Annotated in this window: 15 protein-coding genes; 6 read left to right on the forward strand and 9 right to left on the reverse strand. The window is 74.8% G+C overall.

Annotated elements, in window-relative coordinates:
• Positions 1 to 3 precede the first annotated feature (3 nt).
• From ABTY15_RS06525 to gdhA, 3 genes are all read right to left on the reverse strand, one after another.
• Positions 4 to 2790 carry an AAA family ATPase gene (locus tag ABTY15_RS06525; protein WP_350577010.1) on the reverse strand — a complete coding sequence of 929 codons (2787 nt, stop codon included), beginning with the start codon at positions 2788 to 2790 and terminating at the stop codon, positions 4 to 6.
• A 183-nt stretch (positions 2791 to 2973) separates the two neighbouring features.
• Positions 2974 to 3846, reverse strand: coding sequence for an AraC family transcriptional regulator (locus ABTY15_RS06530; protein ID WP_350577013.1), 873 nt, complete (start codon positions 3844 to 3846; stop codon positions 2974 to 2976).
• A 150-nt stretch (positions 3847 to 3996) separates the two neighbouring features.
• Complete coding sequence (gene gdhA / locus ABTY15_RS06535) at positions 3997 to 5340, reverse strand: NADP-specific glutamate dehydrogenase (RefSeq protein ID WP_350577015.1); 1344 nt, start codon at positions 5338 to 5340, stop codon at positions 3997 to 3999.
• A gap of 349 nt (positions 5341 to 5689) precedes the next feature.
• Here gdhA and ABTY15_RS06540 point away from each other — a divergent pair, with 349 nt between their 5' ends.
• Positions 5690 to 6319: a GTP cyclohydrolase II gene (locus tag ABTY15_RS06540; RefSeq protein ID WP_350577018.1), complete on the forward strand. Its 630-nt coding sequence runs from the start codon at positions 5690 to 5692 to the stop codon at positions 6317 to 6319.
• Between the two features lie 68 nt (positions 6320 to 6387).
• Here ABTY15_RS06540 and ABTY15_RS06545 read toward each other — a convergent pair whose 3' ends face one another.
• The 3 genes from ABTY15_RS06545 to ABTY15_RS06555 form a co-directional block, all read right to left on the reverse strand.
• Positions 6388 to 9591 carry a protein kinase domain-containing protein gene (locus tag ABTY15_RS06545; protein ID WP_350577020.1) on the reverse strand — a complete coding sequence of 1068 codons (3204 nt, stop codon included), beginning with the start codon at positions 9589 to 9591 and terminating at the stop codon, positions 6388 to 6390.
• A 135-nt stretch (positions 9592 to 9726) separates the two neighbouring features.
• The gene (locus ABTY15_RS06550) at positions 9727 to 10569 is read right to left on the reverse strand and encodes a glycoside hydrolase family 16 protein (protein WP_350577023.1); all 843 of its coding nucleotides are present in this window, start codon (positions 10567 to 10569) and stop codon (positions 9727 to 9729) included.
• 188 nt (positions 10570 to 10757) lie between these two features.
• Entirely contained in the window at positions 10758 to 11747 is a 990-nt protein-coding gene (locus tag ABTY15_RS06555) for an alkaline phosphatase family protein (protein ID WP_350577025.1), read from the reverse strand.
• Between the two features lie 354 nt (positions 11748 to 12101).
• Here ABTY15_RS06555 and ABTY15_RS06560 point away from each other — a divergent pair, with 354 nt between their 5' ends.
• The 5 genes from ABTY15_RS06560 (at position 12102) to ABTY15_RS06580 (ending at position 21487) form a co-directional block, all read left to right on the forward strand.
• On the forward strand, positions 12102 to 15239 hold the full coding sequence (locus ABTY15_RS06560) for a hypothetical protein (protein ID WP_350577028.1): 3138 nt from the start codon (positions 12102 to 12104) through the stop codon (positions 15237 to 15239).
• Positions 15236 to 18025 carry a phosphotransferase gene (locus ABTY15_RS06565; RefSeq protein ID WP_350577034.1) on the forward strand — a complete coding sequence of 930 codons (2790 nt, stop codon included), beginning with the start codon at positions 15236 to 15238 and terminating at the stop codon, positions 18023 to 18025. The genes ABTY15_RS06560 and ABTY15_RS06565 overlap by 4 nt, the downstream gene beginning before the upstream one ends.
• A 95-nt stretch (positions 18026 to 18120) precedes the next feature.
• A complete protein-coding gene (locus ABTY15_RS06570; RefSeq protein WP_350577042.1) occupies positions 18121 to 20040 on the forward strand; it encodes a glycosyltransferase in 1920 nt (639 codons plus the stop codon).
• Entirely contained in the window at positions 20037 to 20585 is a 549-nt protein-coding gene (locus ABTY15_RS06575) for a hotdog family protein (protein WP_350577043.1), read from the forward strand. The genes ABTY15_RS06570 and ABTY15_RS06575 overlap by 4 nt, the downstream gene beginning before the upstream one ends.
• A complete protein-coding gene (locus ABTY15_RS06580) occupies positions 20582 to 21487 on the forward strand; it encodes a glycoside hydrolase family 16 protein (protein ID WP_350577045.1) in 906 nt (301 codons plus the stop codon). The genes ABTY15_RS06575 and ABTY15_RS06580 overlap by 4 nt, the downstream gene beginning before the upstream one ends.
• A gap of 168 nt (positions 21488 to 21655) precedes the next feature.
• Here the strand turns inward: ABTY15_RS06580 and ABTY15_RS06585 are convergent, their stop codons facing one another.
• From ABTY15_RS06585 to ABTY15_RS06595, 3 genes are read right to left on the reverse strand one after another with little or no spacing between them, the layout of a single operon-like run.
• Positions 21656 to 22471: a polysaccharide deacetylase family protein gene (locus tag ABTY15_RS06585; RefSeq protein ID WP_350577047.1), complete on the reverse strand. Its 816-nt coding sequence runs from the start codon at positions 22469 to 22471 to the stop codon at positions 21656 to 21658.
• Entirely contained in the window at positions 22468 to 23508 is a 1041-nt protein-coding gene (locus tag ABTY15_RS06590) for a glycosyltransferase family 2 protein (RefSeq protein WP_350577050.1), read from the reverse strand. Before ABTY15_RS06590 ends, ABTY15_RS06585 begins: the two co-directional genes overlap by 4 nt.
• The gene (locus tag ABTY15_RS06595; RefSeq protein ID WP_350577053.1) at positions 23505 to 23855 is read right to left on the reverse strand and encodes a hypothetical protein; all 351 of its coding nucleotides are present in this window, start codon (positions 23853 to 23855) and stop codon (positions 23505 to 23507) included. The genes ABTY15_RS06590 and ABTY15_RS06595 overlap by 4 nt, the downstream gene beginning before the upstream one ends.
• Between the last annotated feature and the right edge of the window lies 1 nt (position 23856).

A 23856-nucleotide genomic window follows, 5' to 3' on the forward strand; every position in this document is an offset into this window, starting at 1 on the left:
GCCTCAGCCCCTCCGGGCGTGCGTGGGGTTCGGCGTCGCATCCAGGGGATCGTCACCGAGACCGGTCAGGGCGATCTCGGTCTCCACCACCTGGAGAACGGTTCCGGTGTGCTCGTCCGCGATCGTGAAACGAAAGCGGTGCAGGCCGGGCCGGTGCGGAGCGAGCAGGAACTCGGCCCCTCGCGCCGGGTCTGCCGACGGCCGCAGCAGCGCACCGGCCGGCTGGACCTCGGCGGGCGTCAGCGGCGTGGCTACGACGGAGAGCCAGGGAAGCTCCCCCTCCCTCCGCGCCCACGGATGGTCGACGCCCGGCACCACCCTTAGCAATACGCGGGTCGGATGGCCGTCGAGGAGGGCCAACCGGACCTGGCACTTGCCGCCGGGAAGCGCAAGACCGGGACCACTCCTCCGGAGGCCGTGCGGCGCGAGCGCGTTCACGGTGCCCGTCGGAACGACGAAATCCCTTGCCCATCGGGGCAGTTCCGGACGGCGCCAGTCACCGCTGGACAGCCAGAGCTCCAGCCGATCGTCGAACAGCGGGTTGGCGGCATGTAGCGCGTCCGCCGCGGCGCCCGCCGCGCTCCGCAGGTCCTTCCCCGACAGCGCGGCACGCACAAAGGCTCCACAAATCAGACCCGCGCGGTCGCCCAGTTGGGCGAAGCCACTCTCGGCCAGGGCAACGAGCTCCGCCAGCACTTCCTGGCTGCCCCGCCACGCCAGCTCCAACTGGGTCCAGGCAATCCCCCGCGGACATCCGGCCCACTCGAACTCACGCCCGGCCTCCAACAGCGCGCCAGGTGAATGGTCGGGCATCCGGAAGTGTCGTTCCACCCAGTCGAGTTGATGGAGCGCCCAACCCACTCCGACATTGTCCGACAACCGCCTGAACACCTTGAGCGCGCCGTGCAGGTCCTCCCACGCCTGCTCACCGTCGCCCATATCCGCCAGGACAAGCGCTCGCTGGTAGGTGGCCCACCCGATTCCGCGCAGATCCTCGGTCTCGCCATGGCGGTCGAGCGCGGAGCGCAGAGCGACGAGGGCCGAGTAGTGGTCCCCTTGCAGGTGGTGGGCCCGGCCGACGCCGGTCGCGACCCAGGCCGACGCCCGGGTGTCCCCGATCCGGTGGAAGACCTCGTCGGCCTCGTGCAGAAGATCGTTGGCCGAACCCGGCGAGCCCCGCAGCAGGTCCAACAGCCCCTGGTGGAGCCGGGCGTGGGCCAACCCACGCCCACTGCCGACAGCGCGATGCGCTTCCTCGGCTTTCGCGAGAGTACCCACCGATCGACCGTGGGCACCCTGCTCAAGGAAGGTCGCCGCGTCGGCGAGCCAGGACCAGCCGTCGTCCGCCCCACACAGGGCGGTGAATCGGCGAACCTCGTTCAGCAGACCCTGGTGGACGTGGAGCACCGCCAAGTCCGTCCACGCCTGGTCGGGGTTACGAGCCAAATGGGCCTTCGCCCGGTTCAGCTCACCGATGTCTCGGGCCACGACACCGAGCCAGCGGTCGAGGTCCACGGCCTCCGCCTGGGAGGTGCCGAGCCGGGACACCGCTCCGCGGAGGGCGATCAGATCGTGGGCATTGCCGCGCAGGGCGTGGTACTGGGCCAGATGCCAGAGGAGTTGCGCGTCCAGTTCGGCGTCCGCGCTGCCCCGGTCGACGATGGTGTTGATCTCGTCCATCCGCTGGTCCAGGTCACCGTCGGCTCCGAATGCATCCGATCGCGGCTCCGCGCGGTCGATGCGCTCCAGGGCACGCCGGATGAGACCGAGGCCGTGCCGACCGTGTTCGACCCGCGGGTCCCGGCCGAACAGGGCCGACGGAGAGGGAACGACCGGAGTCGCCGTGAGCACGTAGCGGTTGACGCCCAGATGGTGGACGAGCCCCTTGCTCAGTAGCTCCTGGGACTCCGGAATCGTCTCGTCCAGACTCCGGAGCACCTGCCGTCGCATCACCCGGGCCATGGTGGCCAGGTCGAAGACCGGGGCGTCCAGGAACTCCAGGGCCCCCAGCACCTGCCTCGCCTCCTCGCTCACCTGGGCACAGGCGAGGCGGACCAGGCCGGTCGGCGACGGGTCGCCCAGGCGAGGGACTCGCCCTTCTCTACCCCCCTCGGGGAGCGTCACGGCGATCCGCAGGAGCCGAGGCAACCCCTGGGCCGCAGCGATCAGTTCGGACATCGACTCGCTGTCGGCAGGCGGCCGGTCCCAGCCGAGGGCAACCCGGCCGGCCAACTCGCGGGCTGCCGTGGGCCCCAGCGGCGACACCGCGTGGATCCGCCCCCTGAACGAGGTAGGAACGCCCCGGTCCGACAGATCCTCGCGGGTGGTCAGGACGATCACCGCGGAGGTGGCGGCGAAGGCCTGAAGCAGCGGCTCCGCGGACTCCAGTGACGGCACTCCGTCCAGGACGACCACGGCGGGCCTGCCGCCGAGGTGGTTCTGGACCAAGGAGGTGAAGGAGACACCGTCCCCCCGGAAGAGGTCCCGCCGAGGGGCACCCAGCCGCCCCAACAGCCGGGCCAAGGTCGCCTCGGGATCGAACTCCCCATTCCACAACGGCACCCAGCACACCGGCCAGCCGAGCGCCGCGCCCGCATCCTGCGCCAACCGCGCCGCCAGCGCCGACGTACCCACGCCGGCCCGCCCGTGCAGGGTGAGCGTGCGCGGCCGGGGCAGGGGACCGTTCGTCAGATGGACGAGCAGCTCGGCGAGTTCTTCGTCCCGCCCGACGAGGGGGTCGGCGAGCCAGGGAGGCGGCGCGGGCCTGCGCAGTGGGAACGAGTCGGACAACGGTGTCTCTACCCCCTGGATGGCGTTCCGTTCCGGTCAGCATCCCAGCGCCGCGCCCGACCCGACAAGGCCGGCGCGGGCGGGCTGACGGGTAACAAGTAACAGATGACGAATGACAGGTAACAGATGACAGATGACAGATTTCAACATCTGTCATCTGTCATCCGCCGCCCGCGCCCCCCGTCAGCGCGAAGCGCGGGTGACCGGTATCCAGAGTTCCGACTCGGCGTCGGGCGTGCCCGGGACAAAGCGGAGCTGGAGGACCTCCGGGCCCGGGCGGGCCTCGTACGGGTTGGACGGGAACCACTGGCTGGCCACGTCGCCCCACATCCGTTGCAGCGCCTCCGGGAACGGCCCGCTGTTGGTGAACACCGCCCACGTCCCGGCCGGGACGTGCAGGACGTCCAGGTCGTCCGGGACGACGGCGTCCTCGCGCGCCACCACCGCGTGCCAGTAGTCGTATTCGGACCCCTCCTCCCGGTTGGGCGAGAAGCCGTCGCTCACCGACACGATGCCGACCGGGTCCCGGCCGGTCAGGGCCGTGATCCGCTCGACGGTCTCCTTGCCGATCCCCTGGATGAACTCGGCGACCTTCGGGTTGACGCCCTCGTAGATCAACGTCACCCGGGCCTTCTTGCCGACGATCCGGAAGTCCGGCCGCTCGACGATCCGGTACTCCATGCTGCTGCTCCCTTCCACGACGAGTCGGAAGGACATCCGGGGCTGGGAGGTGAGCACCGCGCCGTCGCGCCGGGCCTCGCCCGGTCCGACGCCGTGCATCGCCCGGAACGCCCGGGCGAACGCCTCTCCCGAGGTGTAGCCGTACCGGACCGCGATGTCGAGCAACGTCCGCTCGCCGTCGAGGACTTCGGCCCCCGCGACGGTCAGTCGCCGGCGCCGGACGTACTCCGACAGCGGCATCCCGGCGAGCATCGAGAACAACCGCCGGAAGTGGTACTCCGACGTCATCGCGATCCGCGCCAGCCCGGCCACGTCGATCTCACGGTCCAGCTCCCGTTCGATGTGCTCCATCGCCCGGTTCAGGTGCTCCAGCACTCCGACCCCCGTCCTTCCCTTACTGATCTCCACCGTAGGAAGGACCCACCCTGCCGTACCCGACAATCGGTGCCCGCTCCGGTCGGGTCCGACGCGGGTCCGACGCGGGTACGGCAGGGCGGAGACCAGGGAGCGTCAGACCAGGGAGCGTCAGACCAGACCCTGGGCCAGCATCGCGTCCGCGACCAGCTCGAAGCCGGCGATGTTGGCGCCGACCACGTAGTCGCCGGGGTGGCCGTAGCGCTCGGCGGTGGCGTGACAGGTGTCGTGGATGTGCTTCATGATCGCGGCCAGCCGCTCCTCGGTGCGGGCGAAGGTCCACGAGTCGCGCGAGGCGTTCTGCTGCATCTCCAGGGCGCTGGTCGCGACGCCGCCGGCGTTGGCGGCCTTGCCCGGGCCGAAGGCGACCCCGGCCTGCTGGAAGATCCGCACCGCCTCCGGCGTGGTGGGCATGTTGGCGCCCTCGGCGACGGCCGTGACCCCGCCGCGGACCAGCGCCAGCGCGTCCGTCTCGGTGAGCTCGTTCTGGGTGGCACAGGGCAGCGCGATGTCGCACGGCACGTTCCACACCCCGCCCGCCCCCCCCCCCCCGACGAACCGGACGTGGCTGCCGCGCAGTCGGGCGTAGTCGGCGACCCGGCCGCGCCGAACCTCCTTGACCTCCTTGAGGAGTTCGAGGTCGACGCCCTTCTCGTCCACGACGTGGCCGGAGGAGTCGGAGCAGGTGAGCACGGTCGCGCCGAGCTCCTGCGCCTTCTCGATCGCGTAGACGGCGACGTTGCCGGAGCCGGAGACGACGACCCGGCGACCCTCCAGGTCCTCGCCGCGGCTGCGCAGCATCTCGGCGGTGAACAGCACGCAGCCGTAGCCGGTCGCCTCGGTCCTGACCTGCGCGCCGCCCCAGCCGATGCCCTTGCCGGTGAGCACGCCGCTCTCGTACCGGTTGGTGATCCGCTTGTACTGGCCGAAGAGGTAGCCGATCTCGCGGCCGCCGACGCCGATGTCCCCGGCCGGTACGTCGGTGTGCTCGCCGAGGTGGCGGTACAGCTCGGTCATGAAGGACTGGCAGAACCGCATGATCTCGGCGTCCGAGCGGCCCTTGGGGTCGAAGTCGGAGCCGCCCTTGCCGCCGCCGATGGAGAGCCCGGTGAGCGCGTTCTTGAAGATCTGCTCGAAGCCGAGGAACTTGACGATGCCGAGGTTCACCGAGGGGTGGAAGCGCAGCCCGCCCTTGTAGGGGCCGAGGACGCTGCTGAACTCCACCCGGAAGCCGCGGTTGACGTGGATGTCGCCGGCGTCGTCCGTCCACGGCACCCGGAACATCAGCTGCCGCTCGGGTTCGACGATCCGCTCGACGATCCGGGCGTCGACGAACTCGGGGCGGCGCGCGAGCACCGGCTCCAGCGTCTCCAGCACCTCGTGCACGGCCTGGTGGAACTCCGCCTCGCCCTTGTTCCGACGGACCACGTCGGCGTACAGCGCTTCGATCGACATCTGCCAAGAACCTTCCGTAGTGAGGGTTTTGCGTTCCGTACGATCCCCCGGCGCGCTCGCGAACACATGGAGCGGGACTGAACCGCCGGGTACCTCCCGGCGTACCTCCGGGGTGGCGGCGGGCTTCGGGATCGGCTCGGTCGCGGCCCGCGCGCTGGACACCGCCACGGTCGAACAAATCGCCGGGAAGGTGGCAGGGAACAGGCCGGGCGTCCGGGGTGTTGCCGCCTCCGTAGTCACGCCCAGTCACGCCAGCCGGGGAAAGGGCACCGACCGTATCTAGTTGTTCAAATTGGAACGACCTAGTACGGTCGGCATCCTCGATCCCCTCAGGAACGGAGGCCCGCCCATGCCGCAGCCCGGCTCCGCCACGGTGCGCTCGCGTGTGCGCATCCCGCTGACCTTCCCGGACGGCTACCGCGCCGAGGCGGAGGTGTTCACCTTCCACGGCCTCGCCGACGGCGCCGAGCACCTCGCGCTCTCCTTCGGCGAGGTCCCGGACGGCGGGACACCGCTGGTGCGCCTGCACTCGGAGTGCCTGACCGGGGACGTGTTCGGCTCGGACCGCTGCGACTGCGGCCCGCAGCTGCGCGAGTCGGTCGAACGGATCGCCGAGGCCGGCGGCTACCTGCTGTACCTGCGGCAGGAGGGCCGGGGCATCGGCCTCTACAACAAGCTCGACGCCTACGCCCTCCAGGACTCCGGCCTGGACACCTACGACGCCAACACCGCGCTCGGGCTGCCCGAGGACGGCCGGGACTACACCGCCGCCGCGCAGATGCTGGCCGCGCTCGACACCACCGGCGTCGACCTGCTGAGCAACAACCCGGACAAGGCCGCGCAGCTGGCCGACCTGGGCATCACCGTGCGGCGCCGGGTGCCGACCGGCGTGCACCTGTCGGCGAGCAACGTGCGGTACCTGCGGGCGAAGGTGGAGCGGACGGGGCACTCGATCGAGCTGTCCCGGCTGGTCGGCTGAGCCGGCCGACCAGCCGCACGCCGGTCGGTCGGCTGAACCGGACGACCGGCCGGGACGCGGTCGCTTCCTCAGCGGCCGGCGCGCAGGACGGCGCGCTGGACCGCGAGGCAGGCGAGCGGGAGGGCGACCAGGATCGCCGCCCAGAAGGCGGCGTGCCCCCAGAACCCGGCGATCCAGCCGTAGAAGGGCTCGGCCACCGTGATCCGCAGCGCCTCCATCGGCCCGAGCGGCGGCGGCAGGGCGCCGAGCAGCACGGTGGCGGGCACCCAGAGCACGAAGAGCCGACGGGCGGTGGCCGGCCCGGCCAGCATGCTCGCGCACGAGACCGCCGCCAGCAGCACGGTGAACCCGGCCTGGTAGGAGGCGCCGACCTGGCCGGTGCCCCAGGAGGCCGGGGTCGGGTGGTGCCCCGTGACGGCCAGCCGCACCTCGACGGCCGCCCACAGCAGGACGACCAGGACGAACGTGCCGCCGAGCGCGAACCGGAGCCGGTCGCGCAGCCCGGCCCCGCCCGTCCGCCAGGTCCGGGACGTCGGCCCCCGGACCGGCGCCGGTGCCGACGTGGAACCCGCACCACGCCGTCCCGCCGCACCCCGCCCCGAAGCCGAAGCCGAAGCCGAAGCCGCGCCCGAACCGGAACCCGAACCCGCACCCGTACCCGCGCCGGAACCCGCCGCGACCCCGCCCCCGGACAGCTCCCGCCACTGCCGGCCGGTCCGCTCCCGCGCGACCCGCGCCGCCTTCAGGAGGCGCACGGCCCGCTCGGCCAGCACCAGGGCCAGGACGACCCCGACGGCCGCCGCCACCCCGGCCCAACTCCCCATCCCGCCCTCGAACATCACCATCCGGTCGACGACGGCGGGCGGCGGCGCCAGCGCCGTCATCGGCGGCCCCAGCCGCAGGTAGCCGATCGCGCCGGCCCCGACCGCGACCAGCGCCACCGTCCCCCGGCCGACCCGGGCGGGGTAGGCCGCCAGGATCAGGCCGGCCGCCACGGCCGCGCCCAGCTGCTCGGCCACCATGCGGGCCGCGTGCTCGCCCGCCGTCCGCAGCGGGCCGCCGAACAGGCTGTTGGGCAGGATCTTCAGCTGGTTGCCGGCGTCGACGCTGATCCGGGCGACCCGGCCCGCCCAGAGCAGCAGCGCGAGGGCGAGGAACAGCAGCAGCACGGCCGCGGCCTGCCGGGGCAGCGCGATCCGGGCGTTCGCCCACCAGACGCGGGCCAGCGGGAGCAGCCGGTCCCCGAGGACACCACCGGTCGCGCCGCCGGGCCGGGCCGCCCCCGCGGCGCCGGTCCGCCCGGTCGCGCCCGCCCCGGCGGGGGCGCGCCGGGCCCGGAGCGCCTCGGCGGCGACCAGCGTCGCGCAGCCGGCCACCGTCGCGGGGTCGGCCCGGACGGCCCGTCGGCGCAGCGCGGACCAGCGGCGGCGCACGTCGTCGGCCGCGCCCCGGCGCAGGCCGGCCCAGGCGGCGAGGAGGAGGTCCACCACGACCGCCGCGACCAGGGCCATCGCGGCCGACACCCGGGCGGACAGCGGCAGTCGGTGGAGCGCGGCGGGCAGCGGGGAGAGCCGGGCGATCAGCCGGGCGTGCTCGTCGGGCTGGACGGTGAGCCAGACGGTGAGGCGGTACGCCTCGGCCTGTTCCTCGGCGCTCAGGCCGTCGCCGGTGCGGCGGCCGCCGCCGAGCTCCCGGGCGGCGCGGTCGGTCTCGGCCACGACCTGCGGCACCCGGGCGAGGGCGAGCAGCCGTCCGCAGTGCTCGCCGTGGCACTCAGGGTGGTCGCAGTCGTAGCGGGCGGCGAGGGGCGGCACCGCCGCGTTGACCAGCTCGTCGACGAAGGCGACGGCGTCCGGCTCGGTGCCGATCAGGGTGAGTCCGGCGGAGTCGATCGGGCGTTCCCGGTAGACCGGGGTGGCGGAGGGCGCGAAGGCCGCGCCGAGGGCGAGGATGGCGAGCGCGGCGGCGCGGGCCCGCGCGGGGCCCCGGGCGCCCTTGACGGCCCGCAGGTAGTCCAGGTCGAAGACGGTGTCGCGGACCTCGTCGCGCAGCCAGACGAGCAGGCGTTCGGCGCCGCCGTCGACCAGCCACTCGGCGGCCTCGCCGGGGCGGTTGAGCATGCTCCAGGCCAGCCCGGACGGGGCGTGGTACGAATCACCGAGGAAGGTGACCGGCCGGTGGGCGTGGCCGCCGGGGGCACCGCCGCCCGGGGCCTGCTGGCGGACCACGGCCGGGCTGCGGCCCGCCAGCCAGTCGCCGACCTGGGCGGCCTGCCAGCGGTGCGCCGGGTTGCGGGTGAACAGGCCCTGGAGCAGCAGCAGTCGGCGCGGGTCGGTGACGGCGGAGAGGTCGACCTCGTGCCCGAAGACCAGGTCGTACTGCAGCACCTCGTCGCTGACCAGCAGGCCGTCGGCGTCCAGGTAGCGGGGCCGGCCGGTGTACAGCTCGTACAGCACGTTGCCCAGGCCCCACCAGGGCCCGGCCGGGTGGTTGGCCCCGGCGAGCTGCTCGGGGGCCATGTAGGCGACGGTCACCTGGAGTTCGGGCGAGAAGGTGCGGCTGGCGGTGAGCCGGGCGACGCCGCCGAAGTCGGCGATCACGAACCGGCCGGGGCCGTCGCCGGGGCGCACCAGGATGTTGGCGGGCTTGAAGTCCAGCGGGTTGCGCCGGATCTCGCGCTGCCAGAAGTCGAGCATGGCGACGAGTTCGCGGACGATGCCGTCGCTCACCGCGGGGTCGGCGAGCCGGCCGTCCCGGCGCAGTTCGGCGATGTGGTCGGCGAGGGTGACCGGCAGGTACTCCATCGCGACCCAGTCGCAGCCGATCCCGGCGTGGTCGACCTGGCCGTAGTCGAGCAGGCGCGGCACGTGCCGGTGGAAGGCCGCGTTGCGCAGGTGTTCCAGCAGTTCGGTGTCCATGGCCTGGCCGGAGCGGGTGACCTTCACCGCCGCGTCCCCGCCGCCGTCCGTCCGCCGCACGTGCCAGACGGTGCCCTCGGTGCCGGATCCGGCCACGGCGTAGGGCTCGTAGCGGTTCAGCAGGGCCGCCGGGAAGGCGCCGCCGAAGTGGCCGCCGCGGGCGGGGGCCGGGCGGCGGCTGACGGTCGGCGGGGTGGCGCCGCGCGGGGTGACCCGGGTGGGCGCGTCCGGGGCGGCGCGGAACCGTTTGAGCCGCGAGGGCGGCCCGGCCGCGCCGGTCTGGTCGGCCTGCGCCCAGGGCATCCGGTCCACCCGGGTGCGCGGGCCCGCTCCGGTCGGCGTACCGTCGGCCATCCTGTCGTTCTCCCTCCAGCCGCACGGCGTGACGCATCATCATGTCGCAGGTGGGAGCGGATCGTTAAGGCCGTCGGCGGCTGTGGCCAAGCCGTTACGGACGGCCTGGCGGGCTCAGGGCGTGTCCGACGATCCCTAGTGCTGCCAGACCCGGACGTAATCGAAGCGCAGGGTCGCCGGGACGGAGGTGGGGCCGCCGATGGAGGGCTGGACGGCGTTGTCGAGCATCAGCCACATCGGGTCGGAGGTGATGCCCTCGGTGAGGGTGGCGACCAGGACGCCGTCGCGGTAGTAGTCGACGCGGTCGCTGCGCCACTCGGCGCCGAAGACGTGCCAGCCGGTGAGGTCGCTGTCGGAGCAGCTGCCGGTGGAGGCGGCGGCGGAGTTGAAGTAGGCGCAGATCTTGCCGTGCAGCCCTTCCATCACGTCGTTCTCGCCGCCGTTGGGCCAGTCGGCGCCGACGGCCCAGAACGCGGGCCAGTTGGCGACCACGCCGGGTTCGGCGGCGGGGACGTCGACCCGGGCCTCCATGGCGCCGAAGGTGAAGGAGAACTTGTCCTTGGTGTTGACCATGCCGGAGACGTACGGCAGGGTCCGGTCGTCGCAGGACTGTTGGCGTTCCTCGGCGGTGATGTGCAGCATGCCGGCGTGCACCGCGACCTGGCCGGCGTCGTAGCAGTCCAGTTCCTTGTCGCCGACCGGCGGGGTGATCGGGCCGTGGTCGACGTACGGGTTGCCCTTGGACCACTTGGCGGGGTTGAGCGAGGTGCCGTCGAAGTCGTCCTCGAAGACCAGCCGCCACTCGCCGGGGATGCCGGTCGGCTGGGCGCGGTGCGGTGTCGCGGTGGTGCTGCCGGACTCGCCGGCGGACTTCGGCGCCGCCCCGCCACCGCCGCCCGAGCAGCCGGCGAGGGCGGTGAGCAGGAGGGCGAGGGCCGCGGCCACCGCGGCGGACCACGGCCGGCGCCGGTGTTCCATGACGCACCCACTTTCCTCGCCTGATCAGGGTTCCACCCGGACCGGGCGCGCGCATCCGGTGCGGGCCCGAACGCCGTGGGACCGGGCGCCGTGGGCCCGAACGCCGTCGGCCCGAACGCCGTGGGACCGGGCGCCATGGGCGCGGGCCGGCGTGGGCGCGGGCGCAGGTGCGGGCCTGTGCCCGCCAATCAGCTCCCGCTCGCCGTCGCCCCCAGGCCGGACCGCCAGACGTCCTGGACGGCGGTGGTGTCCGCGGCGGCGCCGGTCGGCGGCAGGCCGAGGGCGTCCTCCAGGGTGCGCAGCAGCCGGTAGTGGTCGATCCGCTCGTCGTAGCCGCCCGGGGCGACCTGCTGGCCGACGATGACGGTCGGGATCCGGTTGTCCTGGCCGCCGTCGTCCTCGTCCCAGGTGACCACGAGCAGGCTGTTGTGGGCGCGGGCCCAGTCGGCGTAGCCGGCCAGGTTCTGCTGGAGCCAGGTGTCGCCCTGGCGCACGGAGCCGTCGTGCATGTCGTGGTCGAGGTCCGGGATGACGAACGACAGCGTGGGCAGCGTGGCGTAGTCGTGCGGGAAGGCCGAGAAGGGCTGGTTGACGGCGGGCGGCAGGTCGGTGAAGTCGACCCACGGGTTGTGCTTGCGGGCGTACCCGCCGCTGTCGCAGCCGGTGTAGCCGGGGGACGGCAGGCCTTCGGAGTACCCGGTGAAGCTCAGGCCGGCGGCGGCGAGTGCGGAGCCGAGGCTGGGCGCGCTGAGGGCGTGCGGGCAGGAGTCGTTGGTGATGCCCTGGGTCGAACCGGAGAACAGCGCCAGGTAGTTGGGCTGGCTGGGGTGGGTGAGGGCGAAGGACTGGGTGAAGTTCGCGCCCTGGGCGGCGAGCGCGTTGATGAACGGCGCCTCGTCGCTGCCGATGACGTCCTGGTAGGGCTTGTTCTCCTCGACGACCACCACGACGTGGTCAGGGCGGGGCACCCCGGCGGCCCCGGGGCTCGCCGGGCCCGCGCTGGGCCCGGCGGAGGTCGCGGCCGGGGCCGGGGCGCTGCGGGCCGTACGGTCGGCGGCCGTGCACCCGGCCGCCAGCAGGGCGGCGGCGGCCACCGCCACCGCGCGGGTCGTCGCCCGGGCGGCCGCGCCGGACCTGCGGCGGTACCGCCCGGCGCGCGGGTTCTCCTCGCGGACCATGTCATCAAGACTGACCACCGGGGTGGGGGCGGTCAACCGGAACGGGCCCCGGCCCGGCCACCACCGGGGCGGCCACCGGGGTCGGGCAGGTCCGGACAGTGCGCCCGGAGGGAGCGTCAACTGTGGTCACCCGGGCCGGGCTTCGGCCCCCGGGTGCGGCGGCCCCGCTGATTCCGTTCGCCGCGCGATGATTACTCCACGTCACAGTGAATACGCATATTTCGGATAAAACCTATGGAATTCTCTGTCGTATTGACTGAAGGTAATCACCGGACCGAAGATGGGAGGCAGTACCGCTGGTGCTCCGGTGATCTACGCCGGAGTGAGGATTCCAGCCTCTCGGGGAGTCCGAGCATGAGTGACGCGCAGAATCCGGCGACACTCTCCACGGCGGAACACTCCAGCCGCCCGTCCTCTACGCGGTTCGGTCCGGACCTCTCGTCCGACCCCGTCGATCTGTATCTCGACGCACCTGAGCTGACGGCACGGCTGATCGCCGCCGTCGACGAGTCACGTCTCCTGGACGCATACCTGCTGAGCGCGGGCATCTGCCAGATCGTCGAGGACCGCCTCCAGGGCGCCTCCTGGGGGCCGCGACGCCTGGTCGACCACCTGGACGGGTCCGCGCGCGGGCCGGCCGCCCGAGTGGCGCTGCGGTCCGCGCGCGGTGGCCTGGCCCTGTCGACCGGGGCGCTGCGGTCCTGCCTGCCGGGGGTGCGGTCCTGGGGCGAGGAGCTGGCCGCCCTGCGCGACCGGCTCGCCGCCCTGGTGGTCGCCGACCTCACCGGCACCGGGCTCACGGGTACCGGCCTCACCGGCACCGGGCCCGCGAGCACCACCGCGGACGGGGTCGCGGAGCTGTCCCGGGCCGTCCACCGGGCGGCCGACCGGCTCGGTCGGCTGCCCGGGGCCGGGCCGCTGCTCCGTTCCGCCTACCTGCGCCCGCCCTCCTGCTTCCGCAGCTTCGACCAGCACCCGGCGGACGTCGTCGAGCTGGCCCGGCGCTACGCCGCCCTCGGGGGCCCGCCGGGTCGGCCACTGCTGGTGCTGGGGGTGCGCACCTCGGGCAGCTACCTGGCGCCGCTGGCCGCCGCGGCCCTGCGGCGGCACGGCCTGGGGCCGGTGGTGGTCGGCACCACCCGGCCCGGCATGGCGCTGCTGCCCGGCCGGGCGTCCGTGGTGCGCGGCATCCGTGAACGCGCGGGTGCGGTGGTGGTCCTGGACGACCCGCCGGTCACCGGCGGGTCGCTCGCCGAGGTGGCCGCCCGGGCCGAGCAGGCGGGCTTCCCCGCCGGGGCCGTGGTCCCGCTGTTCGCCACCTTCGACGACGAGGGCCGGATCCCCCCGCCGCTGCGGCGCTACCCCTGCGTGGTGCTGCCCGGCGCCCGGTGGGAGGTCCGCCGCCGGCTGGGGGCGACGGCCCTGACCGCGCTGCTGCCCGAACTGCTTCCCGGCCTCCTGCCCGGCCTCCTTCCGGGACTCCGACCGGGTTCGCCTCGGCCGGCCGGCCCGGAGCTCGACGTCGGCGCGCCGGGCCCGCTCTCCCGCTGGTCGCACCTCGCCGTGCCGCTCACCGTCCGCGTGCCCGACGGCGACGGTACGGACCGCACGCTGCCCCTGCTCGCCCAGTGGTCGGGGGTCGGCTACCTCGGCCGCCAGGCCCTGGCCGTCGGCCGGGCCCTGGACGGCCTGGTGCCCGAGGTGCACGGTTTCGCGGACGGGGTGCTGCTGCGGTCCCGCCTGCCCGGGGAGGGGCCCGGGCCCGGGGAGAGCGGCGCGCCCGCCGGGGTCAACGGCGCGGCCCGCCCCGGCCCGGCCGAGGTGGCCCGGTACGTCGCGGCCCGCCAGCGGCGCCTGGCCCTCCCGACCGACCGCAGCCTGCGGCTCGCCGGACGCCAGCCGGTGTGGGAGGTCGCGGCCCGCGTCCTGGCCCCGGTCTTCGGCCGGCTCGACCCCGCCCTGCGACCCACCCTGCTGCACCCGCTGACCCGCGCCCTGCTCGCCGCCCCGCAGCCCTGCCTGACCGACGGCCGCACCGGACACGGCGCCCGCTGGGCCCCGGACGGTGCCGGCGGCTGGGCCAAGACCGACTTCGCCGACGGCTCCTTCAGCAACCTCGACCTGGCCGGCTACGACGCGGCGTACGACCTGGCCGGCGCGGCCCTCGACGCCTCCCCCGGCCCGCTCTCCCCCGGCCTGCTCTCCCCTGGCCGTCTCTCCCCTGACGGCGCCCACTCCCCCCGCTACGAGGCCGAGCTGCTGGCCCGCTACGAACAGCTGACCGGCCGCCGGATCGACCCGGCGCGCTGGTGCCTGCTCCGGCTGGTCCAGGTCTGGAACACCGCCCGGCTCGCCCGCGCCCAGGGCACCGGCCGAGCGGCGGACATCCGCGCCCACGAGCGCCGCTCCCAGGCCGCCGCCGTCCAGCGCCTGCTCGCCGGGGCCTACCTCGCCGACCTGACCGCCGACCCGCACGGGCCCTGGTGCGTGCTGGACGTCGACGGGGTGCTGGAGACGGACGCCCTCGGCTTCCCCGCCTCCTCCCCGCAGGGCCTGCTCGCGCTGCGGGCGCTGCGCGCGCACGGCTACCGGGTACTGCTCGCCACCGGCCGCTCGCTGCCGGAGGTCCGCGACCGCTGCGCCGCCTACCGGCTGGCCGGCGGCGTCGCCGAGTACGGCGCGGTCGGCTACGACGCGGCAACCGGCGCCACCCACCTCCTGCTGCCCCCCGCCGCCGGGCGCGCCGCGGACGGCGGGCACACCGAAGACGCCAGGTGGGCCGAGGACGGCGGACCGGCCCGGGACGGCGGACTGCGCCGACGGCTGTCGGACCTGCCCGGCGTCACCCTGGACCCGTACTCCCGCTGGTGCCTGCGCGCCAGCCTCGGCACCGGCCCGCGGCGCACCGGCCTGCCCGCCGGGACGGTCGCCGCGCTGCTGGACGGCACGCCCTACCGGGAGCAGTTCACCGTCCGGCCCGGGGACGCCCAGACGGACTTCGTACCGCGCGACGCCGACAAGGCGGACGGGGTGCGCGCCCTGCTGGCGGCGCTCGGCGAGGGCGAGGCCGTCCCGGCCCTCGCGGTCGGGGACGGCCCCGCCGACCTCCCGCTGCTCGGCTGGGCCCGGCACGCCGGTGCCCCGGCCAACGCCGCGCCCGAGCTGGCCGCCGCCGGGGTGCCGATCGCCCGGCGGGGCTACCAGGCCGGGCTCGCCGAGGTCGTGGGCGGCCTGATCGGCCACCGGCCGGGCGGCTGCCCGGACTGCCGGGCGCCGGACTTCGGCCCCGGACTGGGCGCGCTGCTGGCCCTGTTCGCCGTGCCCGAGGCCGGGAGGGCCGGCGCGCCCGCCCGGATCGCCGCGCTCGCCCGGGCCGTCGCCCGGCTGCGGACCAGCGCCAGCACCAGCACCACCGCCGACCCCGGCACCACCACCACCGACCGCACCACCACCGACCGCACCCGGTCCAGCCACGGGGGGCCGCCCCGATGAACACCCCCGCAACACGGACCGACGCCCACCCGGCCGCCGCACGACGGTCCCCCGCCGCCACGGCACTGGCGGCCGTCCGACGCTACGACCCGCTGCTGCGCAACGGGCACCTGCTCACCGCGAGTTCGCTGCTGACCGCCGGGGTCGGCGCGGGCTACTGGGCGATGGCCGCCCACCTGTTCTCCCCGGTCGCGGTCGGCGTCGGCTTCGCGGCCGTCTCGGCGATGATGTTCCTGGGCGGGGTCGGGCAGCTCAACCTCGTCAACACGATGATCCGGTTCGTCCCCCCGGCGGGGCGGCACACCGGCCGGCTGGTCGTCCGGGCCTACCTCGCGGCGGCCGGCTGCACCCTGCTGCTCGGCACCGGCTTCGTCCTGCTGGTCCCCCGGCTGGCCCCGGGGCTGGACTTCCTGCGCTCCCCGCCGGTGGCGGCCGGCTTCGTCGCGGCCACTGCCGGGTACGCGATCTTCGTCGTCCAGGACGGGGTGCTCACCGGGCTGCGCCGGGCGGACTGGGTGATGCTGGAGAACGCCCTGTTCGCGGTGGTGAAACTGCTGCTGCTGGTGCTGTTCGCGGCCGCCGGGGCCCGGGCCGCGATCCTCGGCTCGTGGGGCGCCGGGCTGGCCTTCTCCGTCCTGTTCACCAACACCTTCGTCTTCGGCTGGGCCGTCCCCCGGCACGCCAGGCGCGCCCGCGCCGTCCCGGACGCCCCCGCCGCGGCCACCGGCCACACCCCGACCCCCGGCTACCTGGCGGCCGACTGGACCGGCTCGCTGTGCTGGCTGGCCGCCACCACCCTGCCGCCGATCATCGTGCTGGAGGAACTGGGCCCGGCCTCCGGCGCGTACTTCTCGGTCGCCTGGCTGGTGGCGTACGCGCTCTACCAGTTCGCGATCAACATGAGCGCCTCGCTGATCGTCGAGTCGACCGGCCTGCCCGCCGAACCCGCCGCCGCACCGCCGACCGGCGGCCCGCCGCCCGGCGCCGCCACGCCTCGGGCCGCCACGCCGTGGGGCGCCGCACCCTGGGGCGCCACACCCCGGGCCGCCGACCCGCAGCAACGGCTGCTGCGGCACTGCCGCCGGGTACTGCGGCACTCCGGTGCGCTGCTGGTGGCCGCGACGGTCCTGGTCACCGCCACCGCCCCCTGGCTGCTGCGGGTGTTCGGGCCCGGGTACGCGCAGGAGGGGACCACCACCCTGCGGCTGCTCGCGCTGTCCGCCCTGCCGAACCTGGTGGTCGCGGTCGCGGTCGCGGCCTGCCGGGTGCAGCGCCGGATGCGGGTCGTGCTGACCGTCCTGACCACGCAGGCGGCCCTGGCGCTCGGCCTGACCGCCGTCCTGCTGGAGCCGCTGGGGGTCGCCGGGGCGGGGCTGGCCTGGCTGGTGGCGCAGTGCACGGTGGCCGCCGCGCTGCTCGTCCGCCGCTCCGCCTGGCTGCCGGCCCGGGCCACGGCGGCCGGTGCCGGGACGGCCGGTGCCGCGGCGCACCCCGCCGATCCGCGCCGGACCGCCACCGCCCCGGATGCCGCGGCCCCGACCAGCACGGCCCCGGCCACCGCGGCTCCCGCCACCACGGCCCGACAAGCCACCGTCCGACATGCCGCCGCCCCGAATCCCGGCGCACACAGCGACCTGCAAGCCGTCCCCGGCCGGGTCCGGGACAACCCCGCGCTCGCCACGCTGCTCGGCCTGCTGCCGATCCGGCGCCCGGCCCTGCTGTACCGGCCGGTCGACCGGCTCACCGCCCACCGGGTCGCCCGCCAGGCCGACCCCCGCGGCGGCGGCACCGCGCGCCGCAGCACCCAGGGCCGCTCCGACGTGCTGGTCTTCCGCCTGGACGCCGCCCCCGCTGCCATCGACCCCAGCCCCGGCCCCGACGCCCTCACCGACCCCGGCACCGCCGCCCGCCCGGCCGCGCTGGCCGTCAAGCACCCGAGGAGCGGGCCGGCCGCAGCCACCCTGGACTGCGAATGGGACGTCCTGCGGCGGCTGGAGGCCGACCCCCGGCTGGGCGAGTGGCGGCGGCTGCTGCCCCGCCCGGTGACCCGCCGGCTCGACGGCCCGCTGCCACTGGTGACCCAGAGCTGGCTGCCCGGGGTCGCCGCCGACGGCTACCTGACGCACCACCCCGAACACGCCCCACGGGTGGCCTCGGCCGCCCTCGCCACCCTCGCCGAACTGCACCGGCTGACCGGGCGCACCGAGCACCCGACGCACCGCCTCGACGACTGGGTGGAATCCCGCCGGGCCCTGCTGACCGCGCAGATCCGGTGGTGCCGTAGCGGCCCCGGGGCCGAGGGCCTGGCCGCCCTCGTCGCCCGGCTGCGCCGTGACCTGACCGGGCAGCCGACGACGGTCGGCTGGTTCCACGGCGACTTCGCCCCCGGCAACGTCCTGCTGAGCGAGGACGGCACCCGGGTCACCGGGGTGCTCGACTGGGGCGGCGCGCGGGCGGACGGCCCGGCCGAGGTCGACGCCTTCACCTTCGTCCTCGCCATGCGCGCGCACCTCACCGGCCGCGCGTGGGGCGCGCTGGCGACCGAGGCCGTCCGGGCCGGCGCGCTGCCGCCCGAGGAGCGCGAGCTGCTCGCCGCGTACGGCTACGGCGCCGGCGCCGACGGGATCGCGCTGCCGCTGCTGGCCTGGCTCTGGCACGTCGCCTCGAACGTCGACAAGTCGCCACGGTACGGGCGCAGCCACTGGTGGGTGGGGGCCAACGTCGTCCCGGTCCTGACCGCGACGGCACGGTGGCGCAGCGGCGCGGCAGCCGGGCTGACGCGGTGATCCAAGTGATCGGGGTGATCGGGGTGAAGCACGGTGATCAGGATGACGCGGTAACCGGAATGACCCAGTAACAGCAGGATGACGCGGTGATCGGGATGACGAAGTCCACGACGACCGAGGTCGACGGCGTCCGCACGGATCGGATGCCGCCGGTCGAGACCGGCGTGCGGCCGGCCCGGCCGAGCGTCCGGACGGTCGTCGCCCGGGCGGCGCTGCCGGTGGCCATGGTGCTCTGGCTGCTCTCCCTGCGCCGCGTCCACCTGGAACTGATGGACGACCTCGGGCTGATCGAGGTACTGCCGGTGCTGTTCTGGGTCGCGCTCGGCGTGCTGACCCTCGGCTTCGCCTGCCACCTGCGCGGCCCGCGGCTGAGCCACGCCTGGTCGGCGGCGTACGTGATCGGGTTGATCGCGATCGTGCACGCCACCCCGAGCCTGCTCTACCCCACCGTGCGCTACTCCTGGGCGTGGAAGCACGTCGAGGTGGTCGACGCCATGCTGCGGCACGGCGGCACGGTGCCGCGCCCGGGCTGGCTGGACATCTACAACCAGTGGCCGGGGTTCTTCACGGTGAACGGCCTGCTCCTGCGCACCACCGGGCTGCACTCGGCCATGGGGTACGCGCACTGGGCCACCCCGGTGGCGGACGTGCTGCTGATCGGCCCGCTGCTGCTGGTGTACCGGACGATCAGCCGGGACTGGCGGCTGATCTGGGGGGCGGTCTGGATCTTCTTCTCCTGCCTGTGGATCGGCCAGGACTACTTCGCGCCGCAGACCTTCGGCTTCCTGCTCTTCGTCACCGTGCTCGCGCTGGTGCTCAAGCAGCTGCCCCGGGTCCGACCACCGGGTGCGCACCCGGCCCCCCAGCTGGTGCCCGCCGCAGTGTCCCCGGGGGGCACCGACGGCGGCGGGACGGCGGGGCGCGAGGGCTGGCGACCGGCCCTGTTCCTGATGGTGGTGCTCTGCGAGGGCGTCCTGATCACCTCGCACCAGCTCACCCCGCTGATGCTGATCGCCTTCCTGACCGCGCTGTCCATCCCGCGCCGCAACCGGCGCGTGGTGCTGCCCGTGCTGGCCTGCGCCGTCGTGATGCAGGCGGTCTGGTTCGCCACCGTGGCCCGCCCGTTCATCTCCGCCAACCTGCGCAACTTCATCGCGGCGATCACCTCCCCCGACTCCAACGCCCCCACCTGGCTCACCGGGCTGGGCTCCCCCGCCCCCGGCCAGATCCTGCTGGCCTGGGTGGACCGCGGGCTGTCGGCCGCCGTGGTGCTGCTGGCCGCGATCGCGCTCTGGCGCCGCCCGTGGACCCGCCGCACCCCGCTGCCGCTGCTGCTGCTCGCCCCACTGCCGATGCCGGCGCTGAACAGCTACGGCGGCGAGATGATCTTCCGCTCCTACCTGTTCGCCCTGCCCGCCGCCGCGCTGCTGGTCGCCGCCCTGGTGCTGCGCACCGGGCCGCCGGTGCGGGTGCGGGCGGTGGCCTCGTTCGCGCTCCTGCTGGCGTTCCTCGGCGGGCTGGTCTTCGGCTACTACGGCAAGGAAATGATGGAGTCCTTCACCGCGCGCGAGGCCGCGGCCACCGAGTTCCTGTACCGGACGGCCCCGGCCGGCTCGATGATCGTCTCGGTCACCAACAACGTCCCCGACATCGACAAGGACTACGACCGGCACACCCGTGTGGTCATCGCCTGGAACCTGCTGGCGAACCGGCAACTGCTGCTGAAGAACCCGCTGGCGGGCGTGGAGGACGCCGTGTCGCTGGCCGCCCCGCCCGGCCCGGTCTACCTGATCCTCAACCGCGCCCAGGCCGCCGAGTGCTACATCACGGGCGTGCTGCCCGCCGACACCGTCGACCGGCTGGCGACGGCGGTGGACAGCTCCCGGCTGTTCACCCCGGTGTTCCGCAATTCCGACGCGGTCGTGTACGTGCTCTCCGACCGCAACGCGCCCGAGATCCAGCCCCACCCGCGACCGCCGCAGCACGCCGTACAGCAACAGGGAGGCCGGCCATGAACCGCCCGGCCCCGGCCCGTCCGGCCAAGGCACTCCCGGCCCTGAAACTCCCGGCCTTCAAGCTCCCGGCCCTGACGCGCCTGTCGGCCGCCCGGCTGGGCCTCGCGGCGTCCGGCTGGCTGGCGCTCGCCGCCACCACCCTGCCCGAGGCCCTGATGCCGCTGCGGGTGACCGTCGCGGCCGCCTTCCTGCTGGTCTGCCCCGGGGCGGCGGCGCTGCGGCTGACCCACCCGGTGCGCCCGGGGCGGCACCGGGACACCCTCGAAGCGGTCGTGCTGGCCGTGGCGTTCAGCATCGTGATCGACACCGTGGTCGCCGAGGTCTTCTTCTTCACCCGCTCCATCACCACGCTCCGGGCGGTCGGCGCGCTCGCCCTGCTCACCACGCTGCTCGCACTGTGGCCGGTCGGCGTCCGCCGGAAGCGGGCGGCGAGTCGGCCGGGCCCGGCCGACGCACCGGACCGGGCCGCCGAGACGATGCCCGTCGCCGGGGCAGGGTCGGACGGGGCCGGGGACCGGTCCCCCGACGGGAGGAACGCACCATGAGGCGCCGCACCCGGACGCCAGGACGCTGGAGCGCGAAGCGCCGGACGGCCGAACGCCGCACCGCCGAGCGCCGCACCGTCAACCGCGCCACCCGGATCGGCCGGGCGGCCGGGGCGGGTCTGCTCGTCCTGCTGGCCGCCACCTCGGGCTGCGCCGGCGGCGGGCCCGAGCCCACGCCCGACGCCCCCGGGGCCTGGCACCTGGTCTTCAAGGAGGAGTTCCACGGCTCCACCCTCGACCCCGCCCGCTGGACCACCTGCTACGACTGGAACAACTCCGGCTGCACCAACTCCGGCAACCACGAGTCCGAGTGGTACCTGCCCGGGCAGGTGTCGGTCGGCGGCGGCGCCGTCACGCTGCACGCCCAGCGCGCCGGCACCCCGGGCTCCGACGGCCACGCGTACCCGTGGGCCTCGGGCATGATCTCCACCGGCCGGGACAGCTGGGACGGCGCCCCGCGCTTCACCTTCACCCATGGCTACGTCGCGGCGGCCGTACGGATCCCGCCGGAGCAGGGCATGTACCCCGCGTTCTGGCTGATGCCCGTCACCCGGGTGGCCCCGCCGGAGATCGACATCGCGGAGTTCCTCGGCACCTCGCAGAACGTCCAGCAGACCGTGCACTGGGCGGGCCCGAACGGGGCGGACCAGTCGGCGGCCGGCCACTACGGGCCGCTGGACTTCCCGGCCGGCTACCACGTCTTCGCCCTCGACTGGGAGGCGGACTCGCTCACCTGGTTCGTCGACGGGCAGGCCCGGTTCTGGATGACCGACCCGTCGAAGATCCCGGACGTGGCGATGGAGATCCTGCTCAACCTGGCGGTGGGCGTGCCGAACCAGCCGTCGACGGCGGTGGACTCGGCCCAGATGCAGGTGTCCTGGGTCCGGGTCTGGCAGCACTGACCGCGCCGCACCGAACGCGCCGCGGTTGACGCACCGTACTCAACGCATGCACTGATAAACGCCCCTGAACATACCTACCGGGCCCGGTGACTCCGGGCCCGGTAGGTAATGTCCGGGGGTGGTCCGACAGGGCCGTGACGAGCCGTTCAGGGGTGCCGGCGACGGCGTTCAGGGCTGCGGCGGGCCGCCGACCGGGTGCCCGAGCCCCGCCCGCAACCGGCGGTAGCCGCGCCAGGCCCGGGTGCGGGCCGACTCGGGGAACGGCGCCACCCGGGCGCCCTGGCCCAGCGTCCAGCCATGGAACACTCCTGGCGGGGTGTCGGCCCGGACGGTCAGCCGGGCGATCCGCAGCGGGTCGTCCGCGCCCGAGCTGAACGCGTCGCGCACCGCGCACGCCGAGGTCCACCCGTACTCGCGGACGCGTCGGCGCACGGTGACGCTGGAGTAGCCGTGCGGATAGGCGAAGGCGTCCACCGGGTGGCCCAGCGCGTCCTCCAACTGCTGCTTGCAGTACCCGATCTCGGTGTCCAGCAGCCCCCAGCCCACGGTGTCGAGCTGGGCGTGGGTGTGACTGTGCCCGCCGATCTCGACCCCGCCCAGCGCGTCCAGGTTGGTGATCTGACGCCACGTCAGCATCGCGGCCGGCGGCAGCAGACTGCCCTCCGGCGCGCCACCGGGCGGGTGGACCGCGCCGGTGGTGACGAACAGGGTGGCCGGCAGGCCGCGGTCGGCGAGCTGCGGGGCGACCGTCCAGAAGAAGTCCTCGAAGCCGTCGTCGAAGGTCAGTACCGCACAGTGCGGCGGCAGTTGGGGACCGCCGTGCAGGGCGGAAACCAGCCGGCGCAGCGGCACCACCGTGAGGCCGCTGTCGGCGATCCGGTCGAGCTGCTCGGTGAAGGTCCGCGGGGGCACCGTGAAGGGCGCGATCCAGGCCGGCGGGTCGTCGGCGACCGAGTGGTACAGGAAGACGGGCACGGGGGTCACGGCGGGCTCCCGCGGTACGGGTCGGCCCGGGTGTCCTGGCGCAGCAGTCCGACCGCGTAGCCGGCCGAGGTGACCGCGACGCCGGCGAGCAGCGCCCCGAGCGCCTGCGGGCCGCCGTGGCCCACCGCGCCCGGTCGCAGCCCGCGGACCCCGCGGGCCAGCGCCCGGGGCAACGTGGAGCGCAGGTACCGGCGTTCGCTGGCCAGGGCCGGTCCGGCCCCGGCGCGGCGGGCCACGGCGGCCTTGGACAGGCCCTCGCCGTAGCAGCGCGCGCGGAAGTACCGCCAGGTGGTCCGGGCGGTGGGGACGTGGTGGCGGACGGCGGCGGACGGTTCGTACAGCAGCACCCCGTGCGGGGTGTCGGCGGTCAGGCGCAGGCACAGTTCGGTCTCCTCGCAGCCCAGCGGCCGGGTGCCGACCCGGCCGAGGTCGCTGCGGAAGCCGCCGGCCGCCAGCAGCCGGGCCCGCCGGAAGGACATGTTGGCGCCGATGAAGTTCCGTACCGGGCACGGCTGTTCGGGCAGGCCGCGGTAGGAGCAGCCGACCACCCAGTCGAACTCGGGCGGGAACCAGGACGGCCGTCCGGTCTCCCACCAGGGCCGCACCAGGCCGCCGACGCCGAGCACCCGGGGGTCGCGGTAGCCGGCCAACAGCCGTTCGGTCCAGTCGGGTTCGGCGGCGGCGTCGTCGTCCAGGAAGGCCACCACCTCGCAAGTCGCCGCGCGCACACCGGTGTTGCGGGCGCCGGACAGGCCCCGGCGCTCGCCGTTGGCGACGATCCGCACGGCGGGCGGCCCGGCGGGCAGCAGCGCGGGGAGTTCGGCGGCGGCGCGCACGGCGAGTTCTGGGCAGTGGTCCACCACCAGCAGGATCTCGTCGGCGGGCCGCCGTTGGCGCCGGAGCGAGCCGATGCAGGCGCGCAGGTCGTCCCAGCGGTCCATGGTGTAGGCGCAGACCACCACGGACAGGCTGGGGGTGCCTGTGCTCGCGGTGGCGGCGACGATCGGATCGGCGGGGCTTCGATCGGTGGTGCTCATGCCGGCCGCCGAGGGTGGTGACGGAAGGACGGGCGGTGCGCCCGTCCTCCGGTGCGCAGTGGTGTCCCGGGCGGTGCGCTCAGCGCCCGGACGGCCAGGCCGACGACCAGGTCGGTCAGGATGCCGAGGAAGGGCCGGGGCAGGCCCGTCCGGCCGGTGACGGCCGTGGCGCCGGCCCCGGGATCGGCGCTGGCCCCGAGGGTCCCGGGAGTCCCAGGTCCGGTGCTGCTCCCGGGAGTCCCGGGAGACGTGGTGGCCCCGGCGGTCCCGGGTGCGGTGGTGGTCCGGGGTGCGGCGGTCACGACGAGCTCGGTGTCGTTCCCGCGCAGGGTGTCGGTCCCGTCCATG

This window comes from Kitasatospora sp. NPDC097643, assembly GCF_040302625.1.
Taxonomy (GTDB): domain Bacteria; phylum Actinomycetota; class Actinomycetes; order Streptomycetales; family Streptomycetaceae; genus Kitasatospora.

Bases quoted from the DNA above. Each gene is read 5' to 3' on its own strand.
- ABTY15_RS06580 (WP_350577045.1), top strand. From the start codon at position 20,582: ATGAGGCGCCGCACCCGGACGCCAGGACGCTGGAGCGCGAAGCGCCGG.
- ABTY15_RS06545 (WP_350577020.1), bottom strand. From the start codon at position 9,591: ATGGCCGACGGTACGCCGACCGGAGCGGGCCCGCGCACCCGGGTGGAC.
- ABTY15_RS06570 (WP_350577042.1), top strand. From the start codon at position 18,121: ATGACGAAGTCCACGACGACCGAGGTCGACGGCGTCCGCACGGATCGG.
- ABTY15_RS06540 (WP_350577018.1), top strand. From the start codon at position 5,690: ATGCCGCAGCCCGGCTCCGCCACGGTGCGCTCGCGTGTGCGCATCCCG.
- ABTY15_RS06590 (WP_350577050.1), bottom strand. From the start codon at position 23,508: ATGAGCACCACCGATCGAAGCCCCGCCGATCCGATCGTCGCCGCCACC.
- ABTY15_RS06560 (WP_350577028.1), top strand. From the start codon at position 12,102: ATGAGTGACGCGCAGAATCCGGCGACACTCTCCACGGCGGAACACTCC.
- ABTY15_RS06565 (WP_350577034.1), top strand. From the start codon at position 15,236: ATGAACACCCCCGCAACACGGACCGACGCCCACCCGGCCGCCGCACGA.
- ABTY15_RS06555 (WP_350577025.1), bottom strand. From the start codon at position 11,747: ATGGTCCGCGAGGAGAACCCGCGCGCCGGGCGGTACCGCCGCAGGTCC.
- gdhA (WP_350577015.1), bottom strand. From the start codon at position 5,340: ATGTCGATCGAAGCGCTGTACGCCGACGTGGTCCGTCGGAACAAGGGC.
- ABTY15_RS06575 (WP_350577043.1), top strand. From the start codon at position 20,037: ATGAACCGCCCGGCCCCGGCCCGTCCGGCCAAGGCACTCCCGGCCCTG.
- ABTY15_RS06595 (WP_350577053.1), bottom strand. From the start codon at position 23,855: ATGGACGGGACCGACACCCTGCGCGGGAACGACACCGAGCTCGTCGTG.
- ABTY15_RS06550 (WP_350577023.1), bottom strand. From the start codon at position 10,569: ATGGAACACCGGCGCCGGCCGTGGTCCGCCGCGGTGGCCGCGGCCCTC.